This is a genomic window from Brevibacillus borstelensis, assembly GCF_003710865.1.
GTDB lineage: Bacteria > Bacillota > Bacilli > Brevibacillales > Brevibacillaceae > Brevibacillus > Brevibacillus borstelensis.
The window spans coordinates 169,640-184,261 of sequence record NZ_RHHO01000033.1 but is presented as its reverse complement, the minus strand read 5'-3'; the positions used below and the strand labels follow the sequence as shown (position 1 = coordinate 184,261).

Genomic DNA, 14,622 nt, shown 5'->3' with positions numbered 1-14,622 from the left:
AATGCGGCAGATCTGCTAGTCAAAGAACGGCGGATATGCAGGGTAATATAGTCTCAATATTCTGAATAGGATTTGCCTAATCGGTGCGAAACTCGGCAAGCACTGCCTGACGGGTCTTTCGCAATGAGGATACAGCCTTGTCATAGCTTTGCGCGGCTACCCCCATGAACAGCATGTCGATGACAGCCAGTTGGGCAATGCGGGACGAAGTGGCGGCACTGCGCATGTCTGCCTCCGATGAAACCGTGGCCAGGTGAATGTCTGCCAGCGCCGACATCGAATTTTGCCCGAACTTCGTAATGCCGATCGTGACTGCTCCCGCTTCCCTCGCCCTTTTGATCGCGGATAAAACCTGGCGGGTCTCCCCGGAATAGGAGATGCCGACAGCCACGTCTTTGTCCGTCAGCGTGACAGCGGAAGTAATCTGCAGATGGGCATCGGCGTGTGCCGTCGACATTTTATTGATGCGCAAAAATTTTTGCTGCGCGTCCTGAGCGACCAACTGGGATGCGCCCACTCCGAAAAAGTCGATCCGGCGTGCCCGATACATGGCCCGAACCGCCTGTTCGACGGCAGTTGGATCCAGAACCTTGATCGTCTCGCGCAGGGAGAAAATGTGATTGGCAGTGACGGATTCGATCAGGGTGGGAATGTCGTCGGTAGGACGGATTTCCTTGTACTCGTCCTCTCCGGCGGAAGGGGACTGCAGATCGGCCGCGATGCGTATTTTCAGCTCCGGGAAGCCTTCCAGGCCCATGCTTTTGCACATGCGGATAATCGCGGCTGGACTGGCGTTGCTCCGCTCCGCCAACTCCTTGACCGACATGCGGATGACCTCCCGCGGATGCTCCAGGATGTACTCTGCCACGCTCCGCTCGGACGGCTTTATATCTTGCAAGTATTCACGGATTCGCAGCAATCCTCCGCTCAGCACGGCTTCATCACCCTTTATCACAAATGTTGTTGTAAGCGATGCCTATTTCAGCCAGTATGAATCAGCTCATCCAATCATGAGCATCGCAGGTATCTTTTGCCATTTTACAATCATTATACGACTTTGAAACAAAAAATCAACACAAACTATTCTCCATAAAAATAATTTTCAGACTTCCGCTATCAACAGAAAATATGGATCGGCAACGATGAAACAAACAGGCTGCAAAAAGCCGGCTTCCCCTGACACTATGGCGGAAGCCGGCCCCCGAATTGTTTTATTCGCCTCAGCCTTTCCTCACAAATATCCGATATACTCCACCCTCCTCTTCCGTTTTCAACACCTCATGGCTGTTGGAACGAGCCCAGCCCTGAAAGTCGTTGACGGAGCCCTTGTCGGTGGATTCCACCTGCATGACCTGCCCGCTTTCCATCGCATCCATCGCTTTCTTCGCCTTGACGATTGGCATCGGGCAGGACAATCCTTTTGCATCTACAAATACGTCTACGTTTATCATGAATATGACCTCCTTGGCAGCCTCCTGGTTTTGTTCTCTTGACAATGGTTTAACCGTGGTGAAGGGCGCAGCGATTGGGCCCGATCTCCAGCTCTGTCGCCTTTTCCGGAGATGCACTGGCAGCTCCGCGGTTGATTTCGACGATCTCCTCGTAGTTGGGAGGCGTCGCTCCGACGGCATGAGCGACTTTTTCCGCAAATCGATCACGGTTTGCCGTCCGCATCACTTCGTTGTTTCCGCGGATCTCTCCGAGCGGCGCTCCCACATATCCCTCCCGCCGAATCTCGCTTGCTTCGGCATAATGAGCCGGCAGCACCAGCACGTCGTCCGGCAGGGAAGCGATTGTGGTAAACACCGTGTCGTACAAGGCTTGCGCCCACTCTGCCGCCTTGCCGCCCAGATCGGGTCGGCCGAGGCCGCCGACAAAAATGGTATCGCCGGAGAGCAGGTAGCGATCGTTTACCAATACGGAGACACTCCCCGGGGTATGTCCGGGCGTAGGAACAGCGAGAATTTTTGCCTCGGCACGGCCGACTTCCAGCATGCCCTGCTTTTCCAGCGGCTCATAAGAGAGTTCGGAGCCCTGCATCTCGCTGGAGGAGATGTAGTAGACAGCCCCGGTTTTTTCGGCCAGCTCATGGCCACCCGAAATGTGGTCGGCGTGCAGATGCGTATCGAGGACGTATTTGATGGCGGCGTCTTCCTGCTCGGCTAGCGACAAGTATTCCTCGATATGCCGATTGGGATCGACGACCAGCGCTTCGCCTCCTGAGATCAACATGTAGGACAGGCAGCCCTTTGCCAGCCGATTTACCTGAATCAGCTTGAGGTTGTCGTCCTCCATGACGGTCACCGGGCGGTAAAACTGGCTCCACTCCTGCATGCCTTGCTCCAGATAGCTCGCCTGAAAGCCTTTCTCGTCCAGCAGATCGGCCACCATTTTGGCGCTTCCGCCCTTGGCGCAAATGACGACGATCTCTTCGTCAGCGGGAAGCTGTCCGTAGATATTTTCGTTGTCGTCAAGGAAATCAAAGTACGGGATATTGATAGATCGCACTTCTTTCCCTTCGATCTTCCAGTCCGCAAAATCTTCCGGATTGCGCACATCGAGCAGGAAAACACCCTGCTCCACCTTTTCGTTCAGTTGAATTGCGTTTATTGCTCCTGCTGACATATCAATCACCTCCTGGTTGTTTTAAGCTTGAATGCGGGCAAAACTACTTTTTCACTGCTCCTGTCCATCCTGACATGCCTGTTGCGCAAATGGCTGACCTGTTTCATCCCGTTTTTCAGCAAAATCCTCGCTGCTTGCCTGCTTCTCATCCCGCTTTGGCAGGTCAGGATCACATGCTTTATATACGCATATACCCATATAGGTATATAAAATGCCGAAAGAAGCCACCAGGGAAATCAGCCTTCTATGAAACGGCTTTGGATGTTTTTTCCCCTTATGATCCGGCACTCTTTGCTTTCAAACACGTACGGCTCCAAATGTTTCGCTTAAATGAACAGATTGACCCTGGACTGTTCGGCTTCCGCCAAATAGGTTGCCACTCCTGCAAATTTCAGGCCGTCTGCCAGCTCTTCTTCCTTGATTCCCAGGACGTCCATGGACATCGTGCAGGCAATCATCTCCACATCCAGCTCCTTGGCAAGCTGGATCAGCTCGGGCAGCGAAGCCACGTTCTTTTTCTTCATGATGTGCTTCATCATCGTCCGGCCCATTCCGCCCATGTTCAGCTTGGAAATCCCCAGTTTTCCGGGACCACGGGGCATCATCCGCTCAAACATTTTCTCCAAAAATCCTTTTTGCACCGGTACATGCTGCTCTTTTCGCAAGATGTTCAAGCCCCAGAAGGTGAAGAACATCGTTACCCTGTTTCCCATGGCTGCAGCTCCGGTTGCGATAATGAAGCTGGCCATCGCCTTGTCCAGATCACCGCTGAATACGACCATGGTCGTCTGCTTTTGAGCTTCCATTTTTGAACTCCTCCTCCCATTATACCTACAGGGGTATTTATGAGATCAAAAAAAACAGACTGGCTTCCCAATCGTTATATACCCCTACCCCTATTAGTATATTGTAAGCCGCGTTTTGCTGTCAAGACCGAGTGCATCATCGGCTCTTGACCAGCAGTTGAATCGCTTCCTGCACGACTTGATCGGTATCCCTGCCTTCCGCCAGCTCCTCCTTGATGCATGCCGCCAAATTTTCCGCCACGATCAAGGCGATCGCTTTGTCCACAGCCGAGCGAATGGCCGAGAGCTGACTGACGACCTCCTTGCAATCCTTGTCTGTTTCCATCATGCTGAGGACTCCCCGGACCTGCCCCTCTACCCGTTTCAGGCGGTTTTTCACATTGTCTCCGTATTTCATTTTGGCTTCCTCCTGACCTATGCCGGCCGATCTTTTTGCTGGGAAGGAGGGTTTGCATGCGCAATCTCCTTACCCCTATGGGTATATAATAGACAGGAAGGAAGGGCTCTGTCAAATTTGCAGAACCCCTCTTGCATAACTCTCCTATTCGATTTTTCCGATGAACTTCGTGCCTTCCTTCTCAAACTTGTACATGAAGACATCCGCGAACTCGTTGTCGCCTTTCTCGTCAAAGGTGACCTTTACGAATTTGCCCTGGTAATCTTTCGTGCTGTGGACCTTTTCCAGAACCTGCTCGCGGGTCGGCTTTTTCCCGCCGTTCTCTTTGATGGCGGCTGCCAGTCCGTCGAGAATCACATTGGCCGACTCATATGCGTAGTCGGAATAGGTTCCCGGCTTTTTGCCCATTACCTTTTCATATTCTTCCGCCCATTTGCGGCCTTCCTCGGACTGCTTCGCGTCTCCAGCCAGAGCAGTCAGATAGACGCCTTCGGCTGCGGCACCGGCGATCTTGATCAAGTCAGGGGAATCGATGCCATCCCCGCCCATAAACATGCCGGTATATCCTTTTTCCCTCGCCTGCTTCACGATGATGCCCGCTTCCGGATAGATGCCTCCGAAATAGATCATGTCGGGCTTGCTGGCGACGGCCGTATTCACGACGAAATTGTAATCCTTCTCGCCCTGGTTTACCCCTTCGTAGCCCAGTACCTGAACGCCGTCCTTCTCGAACTGCGCTTTTACCTGATCGACCAGCCCTTGCCCGTAAGCGGTCTTGTCGTGGATCAGGAAGACGGATTTCACGCCGAGCACTTCTTTGGCATACTTGGCTCCTTTTGGACCTTGGGCGTCATCGCGGGCACAGATCCGGTGAACGGTCTTTTTGCCCTCCTCCGTCAATGTAACCCCGCTGTTTGCCGGAGATACCATGACCAGACTGCCCGTCTCATACTTTACGGAAGAGGGGATCGCTACGCCCGTATTGAAATGGCCGACTACACCCAAAACATCCGGGTTGGCTACGAGCATTTCCGCGTTGGATACGCCAATTTTCGGGTCAGCCTGATCGTCCTGAGGGAACAACTGCAAGTCAAAGCCGAGCTGCTTGAACTCCTCTTTCCGCTTTTCAATGGCAAATCCGGCTCCGGTCTTGATCGCATCGCCGATGGCGGACTGTGATCCGGAAAGCGGGCTTTGCGTGGCGATCAATATCTTTTCGCCGCCCCCGCCGCCCCCACTGCTGCTGCCGCCGGACGATGCGGTATTGCCGCCCGACTGGTTGTTCTGAGCAGGAGCTGTACCTTGCGAATTACAGCCGACAAGCGACATGCTGAGGAGCAGCATGGACGCCAGCACGGTAGTCAACTTTTTTTGACTCACGAAAATCCCCCCTGTATGTTTTCTATTTCTATCTTATCTGTAAATATAAGAAAAAATAGAAAATTCTTAACCTTACATATCGTCAATGAATAACCTGCATAAATGTTACATTCTATCTATTTTCATAATCGCATTTTTGTGCTTCATCTTCTTATTTTCGTTCTGTATGTATCGTACCGTTATTTAAATTCCATCTTTTGTAATTCATTACATTTATGGATCAGTTTTCGGCAGAGGAGATAAAAAAACCGACGCATCATTGCGTCGGCTTCTGGAGAGTGCGACAAAAGGCAGGCGTATTTCTCCTCTTATTACGGATTACGGACTTGTTCATACCTTATCTCTCCGCTAAGAACACATCTGCATAAGTGTACAGCGCCGGTGCCCCTCCGGTGTGCAGGAACAACACCCGATCCTCTTTGCGAAACGCTCCCTTGCGAATCAACCCGATCAGACCGGCCATGGCCTTTCCTGTATAGACCGGATCGAGCAGAATCCCCTCGGTTTGGGCCAGCAGCTTCACGGCCTCCACCATCTCAGGTGTCGGAATCGCATAGCCGGGGCCCACGTATTCGTCCTCGCAGCGAACCAGCGAAGCAGGCCATTCTCCCTTCAGTCCAACCAGCTCTGCCGTAGAGAGCAGCAGCTCATGGACTTTTTTCTCCTGCGTTTCGCGGTCCCGGCTGACATTGATGCCAATGACGGAAGCAGAGGATTGGCGGGCGGCAAAACCGGCGATCAGTCCGGCTTGCGTCCCGGCGCTTCCCGTCGCGGTCACCACATAGTCAAACGGAATGCCCATCTCCCATGCCTGCTGCTCGATCTCTTCGGCGCAAGCCATATACCCGAGTGTCCCTACCTCGCTGGAGCCGCCGACCGGGATCGGGTACGCTTTTCGTCCTTCTTTCTCCAGGGCTGCAGCGAGTTTTTCCATCTCTGCCGGCATATCCCCATCCGCAGGAATGATCTGCAGCTTCTCGGCTCCCATCAGGTGAAAGAGCAGATGATTGCCGCTCGCCTGGGGATTGTAGCCCCCCGTTTCCGGTTCGCTCAGCACCAACTGGCAGCGCAGCCCCTCCCGCACTGCTGCGGCGAGAGTCAGCCGACAGTGGTTGGACTGTACGGCTCCGCAGGTAATCAGCGTATCCGCACCTTGCTTGAGCGCATCCGCCACCAGGTACTCCAGCTTGCGCGTCTTGTTTCCTCCCGCTGCAAGCCCGAGCAGATCATCTCGCTTGATATAGATGGCAGGGCCGCCTAATGCTTCGGATAAGCGTTTCAGCTCTTCGATCGGTGTCTGTCCGTTCGTATACCGTCTGCGCTCATAACGGATGTGGTTCACTTTGCTCGTCTCCTCTCCTGTCTCCAACAATCGCTTGCGATTTTGGAAACTGCGTGAGTTGCTTACGTTCATATGTGTTCTGCCTGATTGGCTGCATGATCACATTCAAGATTGCCTTCATCATAGCCTAATTTGCAGGGAGTTTCTACCGGCAGCATCTCCACTACACTATGTTTTTTCCTCGGCCGCACTCTTGCCCTCCTTTGGCTTTTCTTCAGATTCCGCCGATGTTTTCTTGGCTGAGGACCGTTCTTTTTCACGCCTGCTTTTCTTTTCCCATTGCTCGTAATCATGAATCGCATATCCCGCATAAGCGGAGTATTTCTTCATCCGCGTCTCGAGTATGCTTACCTGCTCTCGCATGATCTTGGTATCTTCTTCATAAAACGTCGTCCGGTCCCCTTCGTCGCTTTCCAGCACATTCAGGCCGACCACCACTTTTTGCCGATCATATCCTGCTTCGTCCAGGATGCGGCTCGAGATGTCCAGCACCCCGTTGGAGCCTTCCACGTAATCCCGGTAGGCCATCAATGTCACATGATCGAGCTGCCCGATCAGCCATTCACTGACGCTCTGCGTCTCGCTCGCAGGCAGCTCGTTCATCCAGAATGGAATATCGGCGCTCACCTGCAGAGCGGGATCTTTTTTCGTCTCCTGGACCACAAGCTGCATGTTTTCCATCCATTGGCTTTTCAAGGCTTCCTTGTCACGCTTCCACTGCGGATGCACATGCGGCTCGATGTCGACGTGAATTCCGGTGAAGCGCTCGTCTTCAGCCGCAGCACGGTTGTAGACATGCACCCAGTCTATAAAGGAGGCAATGCTTTTTTGACTGGAGACGAGCGACCAGGCAGGGTCGCCGCCAAGGGCATCCACCTGTATATCCCTTGCGCTCGCTTCCTTGATGAATGTGCGATACGCTTCCGGCGGCACATTCTTTTGATCGATGTGCAGATAAATTCTGTTGATGTCGTTTTCTTCGGCAAAAGAAAGGATGGCCTCACCCTTTTCTGTGATCAGCTCCGTGTTCCAAAGCCATGTCGCTCTTATGCTCGGGGCCGACGCGAAAAAAAGCCACAGCATCGTAGCTGTTATCGTCAGGGTAAGCAGCAGCCTTAGCCAAAGGTACCGGTGTACTCGCTTGCATCGTCTTTTAGCGGGGATCGTGCTCATATGGCTGCCTCCTTCGCCCTGTTTTTTCAGGCATCTGCCTCTTTGCCTTCTTAATGAAACAGACGGGCTGGGGCCTTGTGCAAGTTGCAACGATTTGTTGACAGGAGCGCATGAAAAAAATGGACTTGACCATTTCCAAGTGAAGATGGTGTAGGCGCACGAAAAGAGACGAGGGGCTCTTCCGTCAAGCAGCTTCACTGCTTTTTTGGACAGCCCCTCATTCGTTTGGTGCTTTCTTTACAGACATTGCCGACTGAAAGCCTGTGGTTCTAGCCGTGGGAGTCTCATTTGACAGGTATCACCACGTTCACGGTCCCGCCGCGGGTCGAGCGAATGGTCACCTCGGCATTCCCCTTTCCTTTGACGGTCCAGGAAAATGTTTTCGTCCGCTCTTCCTCTTCCAAGGCGCCTCCAAAGAATCCGGCATCCTGGATTTTATCCGTATTCTCGTCGGCCAAAGCCAGGCCATCCCCCAGTTCGATGCTCGCGGAGCCTTTGCGCACGATTTTGACGAGCCATGCCTGCTTTAACGCATCTGGCAAAAAGCCTTCATTTGTCACCGTCACACTCACCGTTGAAGTACCGTCCTGATTCTTTTTCACCTCTGTCTTTGTAACGACCAGCAATGGAAGCGATTTGGCCAACTCCAGATTGAATTTGCTTTGTTTTTCGACCGCCTGTTTCAAATAGCTTCCCGCAGGAGCGTTTTGGTTCCAAAATTTCGGGTTCCAGCCGCCAATTTCTACCTTCCCCAACTGCGGGTGATCGTAGGCCATCCAGTTTTGGAACAGCTTGCCCTTCAATTCCGGTATGTGATCATTCATCCATAGCTGATCCAGCTCATCGGTCTTGCCGTCCTTGTTGTAGTCTTTGACATACTCCTGTTTCCCCCACAGCTCGTCACCGTACCAGATCGCTCCATACTGAAAGTACCCCCAGTCAGGCGAATGCCCGAACAGCGGTGTCCCTTCCGAGCCGCCCCTGCGGGTGTGGTACGTGTAGTAAACGTCTCCCGCCCACGGATAGCCGGTCAATTCCTGGCCCTTTTTGTCCAAATGCTCATAGTACTTCAGATCTTCCGGAAACATGGACTCCTCACTCTTGCTGGTGGATGGGGGACGCAGGTGCATCGGCACCGTGGTATCCATCGTCTCTACGACCGAAATGTGGGGATTTTCCAGTAGAAACAAGACGACTGACCGCATCTCCGGTTCGGATAACGGATATTCTCCCGCTCCCCCCTGGGTCCATCCCATCCCGGTCTGTTCCGTCATGGGCCGCCAGTTCTCCGGATAATTGCGGTGAATGTCCAAACCGCCAATGCCATCCTCATTGTATTTTCCGTCGCCGTCATTATCGATGCCCTCGGACAATACCCGATAGTCTCCTTTTCCTTCTCCAACCTGCTTCATCAAACGTCCGGACGAGTCAGACGGGTCTTTTATGTAGTCCCCCTTTCCCATCCCGACATACTGACGCATTTGCCGGGAATAGCCGTCACCATCCAAATCCTCCAGAATATCTTCGTCCATGATGCCGTCTCCGTCGTTGTCAACGGGCCGATTGGTGGAGCGATTGGTTTGAATGGTATTGAGGTACAGCTCGGAGCCGTCGGGATTTTCAACAGGTCTCACATAAAATGTGCGGGTATCCAGCAAGCGGGTAATCTCAGGGTCCTTCCCGTACTTGGAGAGGAGTTCATGCGCAAAATGCAGCGCAGCCACCCTTGTCGTCACTTCTCCGGAATGCCGGTTTGCCCCTACCCACATAGCCGGCTTGCTGGTAGCAGTACCGGTTTTTTTGTTGGTGATCGTAATTTGCCAGATGTCCCTGCCTTCCAGTGACTTCCCCGCTGACTGAAGTTCTACGAGATCAGGATACTGCTTCGCCCACGTCTCCAGCCAATACAGCACCTCGTCGTAAAGGGGATAGTGCTGGATGTCAAACTTGCCAGCTTGTATCGGCTTGGTCTCCGGATATGCGTACTGCTTTACCTCAAAGGATGCTTGCGCAGGGATAAACGGGCGTTTCAGAAACGGTACCTGACCGACTGGAGAAGCAGCAGCCGATACAATACCTGCCTGTGACAACACAATCGTCGCCAGAAGTCCGGGAAACCAGCGTTTCACCATTCATCTCTCCTTATGTTGTTTTGAATTTTCTGAAATATACTACATAATTACTGGGACAGGTCTCTGTTTATTCCTCTTGATTTGAGTCGCACCGGCTCTCTCTTGGATGTTGACAGCAAGAAGCCCGCTGCTTGACCAAATTTCGTCAAAGAACGGGCTTTTTAAGGATCGGCTACACAATGGTTCTCATCAGCTTCGTCTGATTTCGTCCTTCCTGTTTTGCCTTGTACATGGCCTCGTCAGTCAGAGCCAGCAATGTCTTTGTATCGATCTGCGGAGCGATCGTCCCCACTCCAAGCGAGATCGTCACAGGCTCGCCCGTGGGACTGACGGTATCGCTCATAAACATCCGCAGAGACTCTGCCATCAGATACGCCGTTTCTGCACTCGTCTCCGGCAGCAGCACGATAAATTCCTCTCCGCCGTAGCGGCCGCAAATGTCCCCTTTCCGCACATGCTGCTTCATCGCCTGGGAGAGAAAGCGCAATACCTCATCTCCGGTCTGGTGACCGAATTCGTCATTTACCTTTTTGAATCCGTCTACGTCCAGCAGAAGAACCGAAAACTGTTTTTTCGTTTCCGTCCACTGACGCAACGTATTTTCGATGTATCTGCGATTCGCAAGTCCGGTCAGCGGGTCGGTCAATGACTCTCGTTTGATCACGTTCATTTTGTGGCGCAACGTCTCCGCATACTGCTGAAAAGCGTGATTGATCTGCTCGGCCTCGTAGTACCAGGTCGGGATCGTCGGAAACGGCTGTACCTCTGTTCCCGCCGTTCGCACGCTTTTGGCGTAATTGGCCAATTGGCGCAATGGATTGACCATTTTCTGGGTCAGAGAGAACGAGATCAAGAGTAGCAAAATGAAGAAGGGACTGATATATCCAAACATGTCGAGGACGACCTTCAGGGTTGGAGCCAGCGCCTCCTCTTCCGGGGTCTGGGAAACGATCCCCCAATTGGCGGATGGCACATAGGCGTACCCGGTCAGCATCGGGACGCCTTGCGTATTGACCACTCGCTCCGCGCCCGATTTTTGGTCCATCAGTTTTTGGACGACGCTGTTGCCGTCTACCATTTGACCGATTCTTTCCTCCTCCGGGTGGTAGATAAGCGTGCCATTCTGGTCGACAACGTACAAGTATGAGCCGTCTTCGTAAAAATGCTTGCCGAGGAACTCATGCAACGTGTTGTCCTGCTCCAGGTAGAACGTTCCGCCCAGAAAACCGGCATAATTTCCGTTCTCGTCCCACAGAGGCGTGGATACCAAAAAATCAGTCTGCCCGTAATCGCTTTATATGGCTGCGACACTACTGTTTTTTTCTTTTCCAGCGCTTCTCTCGCACCGCTCGACATCAGAAATCGCCCATCGACTTCCATCCTCGGCTCCGTTGCGAGAATCTTTCCCTTGCTGTTTGCGACCAAGATGGAATTGAAGAACAACGTGCTTTCCTGCCACAGCTTCAAATGTTGCTGCAGCCTCTGGCGATCTTTCAGAAGAGGGGCGATCTCGCCGGCGCTCGTCTCCAGATTCTTTTTCATACTCTGAAACATAAGATCGGTAGTCTGGGCCATCTTCTCGCTATAGGCGCGGTTGATGTCGAGGATGTCATCTGTCATCACCTGCTTGACCACCAGATAGATGCCGGCGCCGCAGCTCAGCACGATCAAAAACGTCGAGACGGAAAACAAAAAGACCAGCCAGAAGCGCAGGGTAAAGTGTTTATAGGAATCCATCAGGTTTGCTCCCCTCTACATAACAATAGAGGAGATACCCTTTTTTGCTTTCACCGAAACTCGTTGCCTTTTATTTCCTCGTTATATTTCCCGCCTCGTCAACCCCTGCCCCATACGAGAGCTTCGCAACCTTCTCCCTGAGCTTTTTCGCATTGTCTCCTGCCTGGGGAACGGGCTGGCCATTTACAATTTTAGCCGGGATGATCTTGCCGTCTGTCTTGTTCTGGGCAAACGTCAAAGTGACGATCAGCGACTCGGAGCCCTTTGGATTTCGCGGCGTCGTAAAGACGAAATTGCCCACGCTGTAAAAGATCGGGGCCTCTTTGTACCATTCGACCCCCATGAGGGAATGGCTATGGGACCCCACAATCGCATCCACTCCATTGTCGATCAGCAAACGGGCCATCTGGCGGGCGTACGGCTCAGGGTAGTCCTTGTACTCCAAATTCCAATGCATGATCGCAATGGTGATGTCGGACTCTGCCACAGCCTTGCGAACATAGCCGAGCATCGGCTCCCGTGAATAGGCGTGAGCCAGCCCCGCCTTGTTCTTCCCCGCAAACCACTTCTGATTGGGCAGTACACGGCTCAGCCCGATGATTGCTACCTTCTTTCCTTTGATCGTCTGGATATAGGGGGCAAACGCCTCCTCCTCCGCCTTTCCTCCGCCTACGTAAGCGATATCGTTCTCGCGCAAATGCTGCATCGTATCCAGAAAGGCGTCCATTCCGTAGTCCATCGTGTGGTTGTTGGCCAAATTGACGACGTCGAAGCCGGCATTTGCAAGGCCTGCCAACGTTTCCGGCTTGGCCCGGAAGGTAAATTCCTTGTGCTCGGGGGATCCCCGTCTGCTGACGGCAGTCTCGAGATTCCCCACTGTCAGATCAGCCTGCTTGAGCAGCTCGGCCGTTTTGGCAAAAGGATAGTCCACTCCGTAGCGTTCGATTTGCGCTCCGACGTTCTTGTCCAGCAAAATGTCGCCCACCACCGTGACCGTGATCGGCTCATCTGTCTGCGGAGCAGGCGGGTCTTGCTGCGCCTGGGCCGATTGCTGCACTGCCCCGCTCGTTTCCGCCCCCGCAAACGCAGGAAAGAGGCTGAGATTGGCAAGCGACCAGGCAGTCAGGATGGAGACAACCGCTTTCCACATGTCGATCTTGTTTCACCTCTTTGCTTGTTTGCCTCATTCTATGAGGGCAAGAGCGTGAAACATGACGAAAAGCGAAAGCCGCCCGGATGCCCAGGCGGCCCTCTGTTTTCTGTTTTTAAGGAGCGCTGTTTCGTATTGGAACAGCTTGGGGCGGACAAAAAAGGCTGTTGCAGCGCCTGCGTCCAATCTGATTATCCGTCCGTTTTTGCGTCCTGTCTGCCCCTTATTCATTCTTGCGTCGCGCCTGAGCCTTATTCTTGCGTCGCGCCTGCTCCTTTTGCTTCCTCCCGCAGCGTCCGCCGCAAAATCTTGCCTACGGCCGTTTTCGGCAGGGCGTCGCGGAACTCGATAATTCTCGGCACCTTGTAGGCGGCCATGTTCTCCCGGCAAAAATCGGTGATTTCCTCTTCGGTCAGGACAACTCCCTTTTTCGGAACCACGAACGCTTTTATCGTCTCTCCTCGATACGCATCAGGCACGCCGATGACGACAGCCTCTTGCACAGCCGCGTGCTGATAGAGGACCTCCTCTACCTCACGCGGATAAATATTGAAGCCCCCGGCGATAATCAAATCCTTTTTCCGATCGATGATATAGTAATATCCCTCTTCATCCTTGTAGGCGATATCCCCTGTGTACAGCCAGCCGTCTTTGAGCGTTGCCGCCGTCTCTTCCGGCATTCCCCAATAGCCGGTCATCACTTGCGGACCGCGCACGACCAGCTCTCCCGCTTCATTCGGCCCCAGCTCCGTCTCGCCGTCCTGGAGGCTGACGATTTTGGACTCTGTAAACGGTATAGCCGTCCCGATCGACCCGGCCTTTCGCTTATCCCTCGGGTTGAAGTGAGTGACCGGGGAGGCTTCGGTCAGGCCGAAGCCTTCGAGAATCATGCCTTGCGTCTTGGCTTCAAAGCCTTTGATGACCTCAACAGGAAGCGGTGCGGAGCCGCTTGCGCACAGGCGGATGGACGAGATGCCGTACTCTTCCGCCTGCGGATGGGCATTGACAGCCACGTACATCGTCGGCACCCCCGGGAATACCGTCGGCTTCGTATCCTTGATCGTCTGCAGCACTTCTTCCAGGTCAAAGCGGGGCAGCATGACCTGCTGCGATCCTCCAAAAATGGCCATGTTCATGCAAACGGTCATGCCGTAAACGTGAAAGAGCGGAATCACTGTCAAGATCCGGTCGGGATTGTCGACGTCTCCTCCCATGATCATGTGTGACTGATAGGCGTTGGCATACAGATTTTGATGAGTCAGCATCGCCCCTTTGGAGCGCCCTGTGGTACCGCCTGTATACTGGAGAACCGCGATGTCATCCGGAGACACTGACACCTCCGGCAAATCCTCGGCAAGTGCCATGACGTTTTCAAAACGGAGCCATCCGGCTGGAAGCTCCGAATCCGTAGGAGGCAGTTCAACGATGATTCTCGCCGCCAAGCCTTCAGCGCTTTTTACCTTTTCGACCACCGGCAAAAAGGGAGCAAAGGTGATCAAGGCTTTGGCACCCGAGTCGGTCAAATAATGCTCCAGCTCGGCCGGGACCGCCATGGGATTGACCTGTACGACGATTCCGCCCAGCTGCAGAATGCCGTAGTAGGCTGCCACGTAATGCGGACAATTGGGCAGCATGACCGCCACTCGGTCTCCCTGCCCGATCCCGAGACTGTGCAATCCGGCGGCGAACTTCTTGACCAGCACTCCCAGTGTCCCGTAATCCCATTGCTGTCCTTTGAAGTAAACGGCGCAGCGCCAAGGAAAGCGCTTACAAGTTTGTTCCAGCATTTGCGGCAAGGTACTTTGCAAAAGTTCGTTTGTGCTCATCGTCCTACACTCCCTCATCATTTTGATTCGAAAGCTTCCGTTCAGACATGTGCT

Annotated in this window: 12 protein-coding genes; all 12 read right to left on the bottom strand. The window is 53.3% G+C overall.

Annotated elements, in window-relative coordinates:
* Positions 1-76 precede the first annotated feature (76 nt).
* Complete coding sequence (locus tag EDM54_RS16895; RefSeq protein WP_031931911.1) at positions 77-931, bottom strand: MurR/RpiR family transcriptional regulator; 855 nt, start codon at positions 929-931, stop codon at positions 77-79.
* Between the two features lie 289 nt (positions 932-1,220).
* On the bottom strand, positions 1,221-1,451 hold the full coding sequence (locus tag EDM54_RS16890) for a sulfurtransferase TusA family protein (protein WP_003389585.1): 231 nt from the start codon (positions 1,449-1,451) through the stop codon (positions 1,221-1,223).
* 49 nt (positions 1,452-1,500) lie between these two features.
* The gene (locus EDM54_RS16885; RefSeq protein ID WP_003389586.1) at positions 1,501-2,625 is read right to left on the bottom strand and encodes an MBL fold metallo-hydrolase; all 1,125 of its coding nucleotides are present in this window, start codon (positions 2,623-2,625) and stop codon (positions 1,501-1,503) included.
* Positions 2,626-2,951: 326 nt separating this feature from the next.
* Complete coding sequence (locus EDM54_RS16880) at positions 2,952-3,431, bottom strand: DsrE/DsrF/DrsH-like family protein (RefSeq protein ID WP_003389587.1); 480 nt, start codon at positions 3,429-3,431, stop codon at positions 2,952-2,954.
* A 136-nt stretch (positions 3,432-3,567) separates the two neighbouring features.
* On the bottom strand, positions 3,568-3,828 hold the full coding sequence (locus tag EDM54_RS16875; RefSeq protein WP_003389588.1) for a metal-sensitive transcriptional regulator: 261 nt from the start codon (positions 3,826-3,828) through the stop codon (positions 3,568-3,570).
* A gap of 144 nt (positions 3,829-3,972) precedes the next feature.
* On the bottom strand, positions 3,973-5,208 hold the full coding sequence (locus EDM54_RS16870) for a branched-chain amino acid ABC transporter substrate-binding protein (protein ID WP_371862573.1): 1,236 nt from the start codon (positions 5,206-5,208) through the stop codon (positions 3,973-3,975).
* A 337-nt stretch (positions 5,209-5,545) separates the two neighbouring features.
* A complete protein-coding gene (cuyA, locus tag EDM54_RS16865; RefSeq protein ID WP_031931914.1) occupies positions 5,546-6,550 on the bottom strand; it encodes a D-cysteate sulfo-lyase in 1,005 nt (334 codons plus the stop codon).
* 168 nt (positions 6,551-6,718) lie between these two features.
* A complete protein-coding gene (locus tag EDM54_RS16860) occupies positions 6,719-7,723 on the bottom strand; it encodes a hypothetical protein (protein ID WP_003389591.1) in 1,005 nt (334 codons plus the stop codon).
* A 284-nt stretch (positions 7,724-8,007) separates the two neighbouring features.
* Entirely contained in the window at positions 8,008-9,852 is a 1,845-nt protein-coding gene (locus EDM54_RS16855; protein WP_003389593.1) for a M14 family metallopeptidase, read from the bottom strand.
* A 175-nt stretch (positions 9,853-10,027) separates the two neighbouring features.
* Entirely contained in the window at positions 10,028-11,125 is a 1,098-nt protein-coding gene (locus EDM54_RS16850) for a diguanylate cyclase (RefSeq protein WP_122958492.1), read from the bottom strand.
* A 537-nt stretch (positions 11,126-11,662) separates the two neighbouring features.
* Positions 11,663-12,742 carry a CapA family protein gene (locus EDM54_RS16845; RefSeq protein ID WP_122958491.1) on the bottom strand — a complete coding sequence of 360 codons (1,080 nt, stop codon included), beginning with the start codon at positions 12,740-12,742 and terminating at the stop codon, positions 11,663-11,665.
* A 251-nt stretch (positions 12,743-12,993) separates the two neighbouring features.
* Positions 12,994-14,568, bottom strand: coding sequence for a long-chain-fatty-acid--CoA ligase (locus EDM54_RS16835; RefSeq protein ID WP_003389597.1), 1,575 nt, complete (start codon positions 14,566-14,568; stop codon positions 12,994-12,996).
* Positions 14,569-14,622: the final 54 nt, after the last annotated feature.

What these genes read in the sequence shown, in the direction of transcription:
- EDM54_RS16880 (WP_003389587.1), bottom strand. Translation starts at nt 3,431, where the DNA reads ATGGAAGCTCAAAAGCAGACGACCATGGTCGTATTCAGCGGTGATCTG.
- EDM54_RS16845 (WP_122958491.1), bottom strand. Translation starts at nt 12,742, where the DNA reads ATGTGGAAAGCGGTTGTCTCCATCCTGACTGCCTGGTCGCTTGCCAAT.
- EDM54_RS16860 (WP_003389591.1), bottom strand. Translation starts at nt 7,723, where the DNA reads ATGAGCACGATCCCCGCTAAAAGACGATGCAAGCGAGTACACCGGTAC.
- EDM54_RS16885 (WP_003389586.1), bottom strand. Translation starts at nt 2,625, where the DNA reads ATGTCAGCAGGAGCAATAAACGCAATTCAACTGAACGAAAAGGTGGAG.
- EDM54_RS16890 (WP_003389585.1), bottom strand. Translation starts at nt 1,451, where the DNA reads ATGATAAACGTAGACGTATTTGTAGATGCAAAAGGATTGTCCTGCCCG.
- EDM54_RS16835 (WP_003389597.1), bottom strand. Translation starts at nt 14,568, where the DNA reads ATGAGCACAAACGAACTTTTGCAAAGTACCTTGCCGCAAATGCTGGAA.
- EDM54_RS16875 (WP_003389588.1), bottom strand. Translation starts at nt 3,828, where the DNA reads ATGAAATACGGAGACAATGTGAAAAACCGCCTGAAACGGGTAGAGGGG.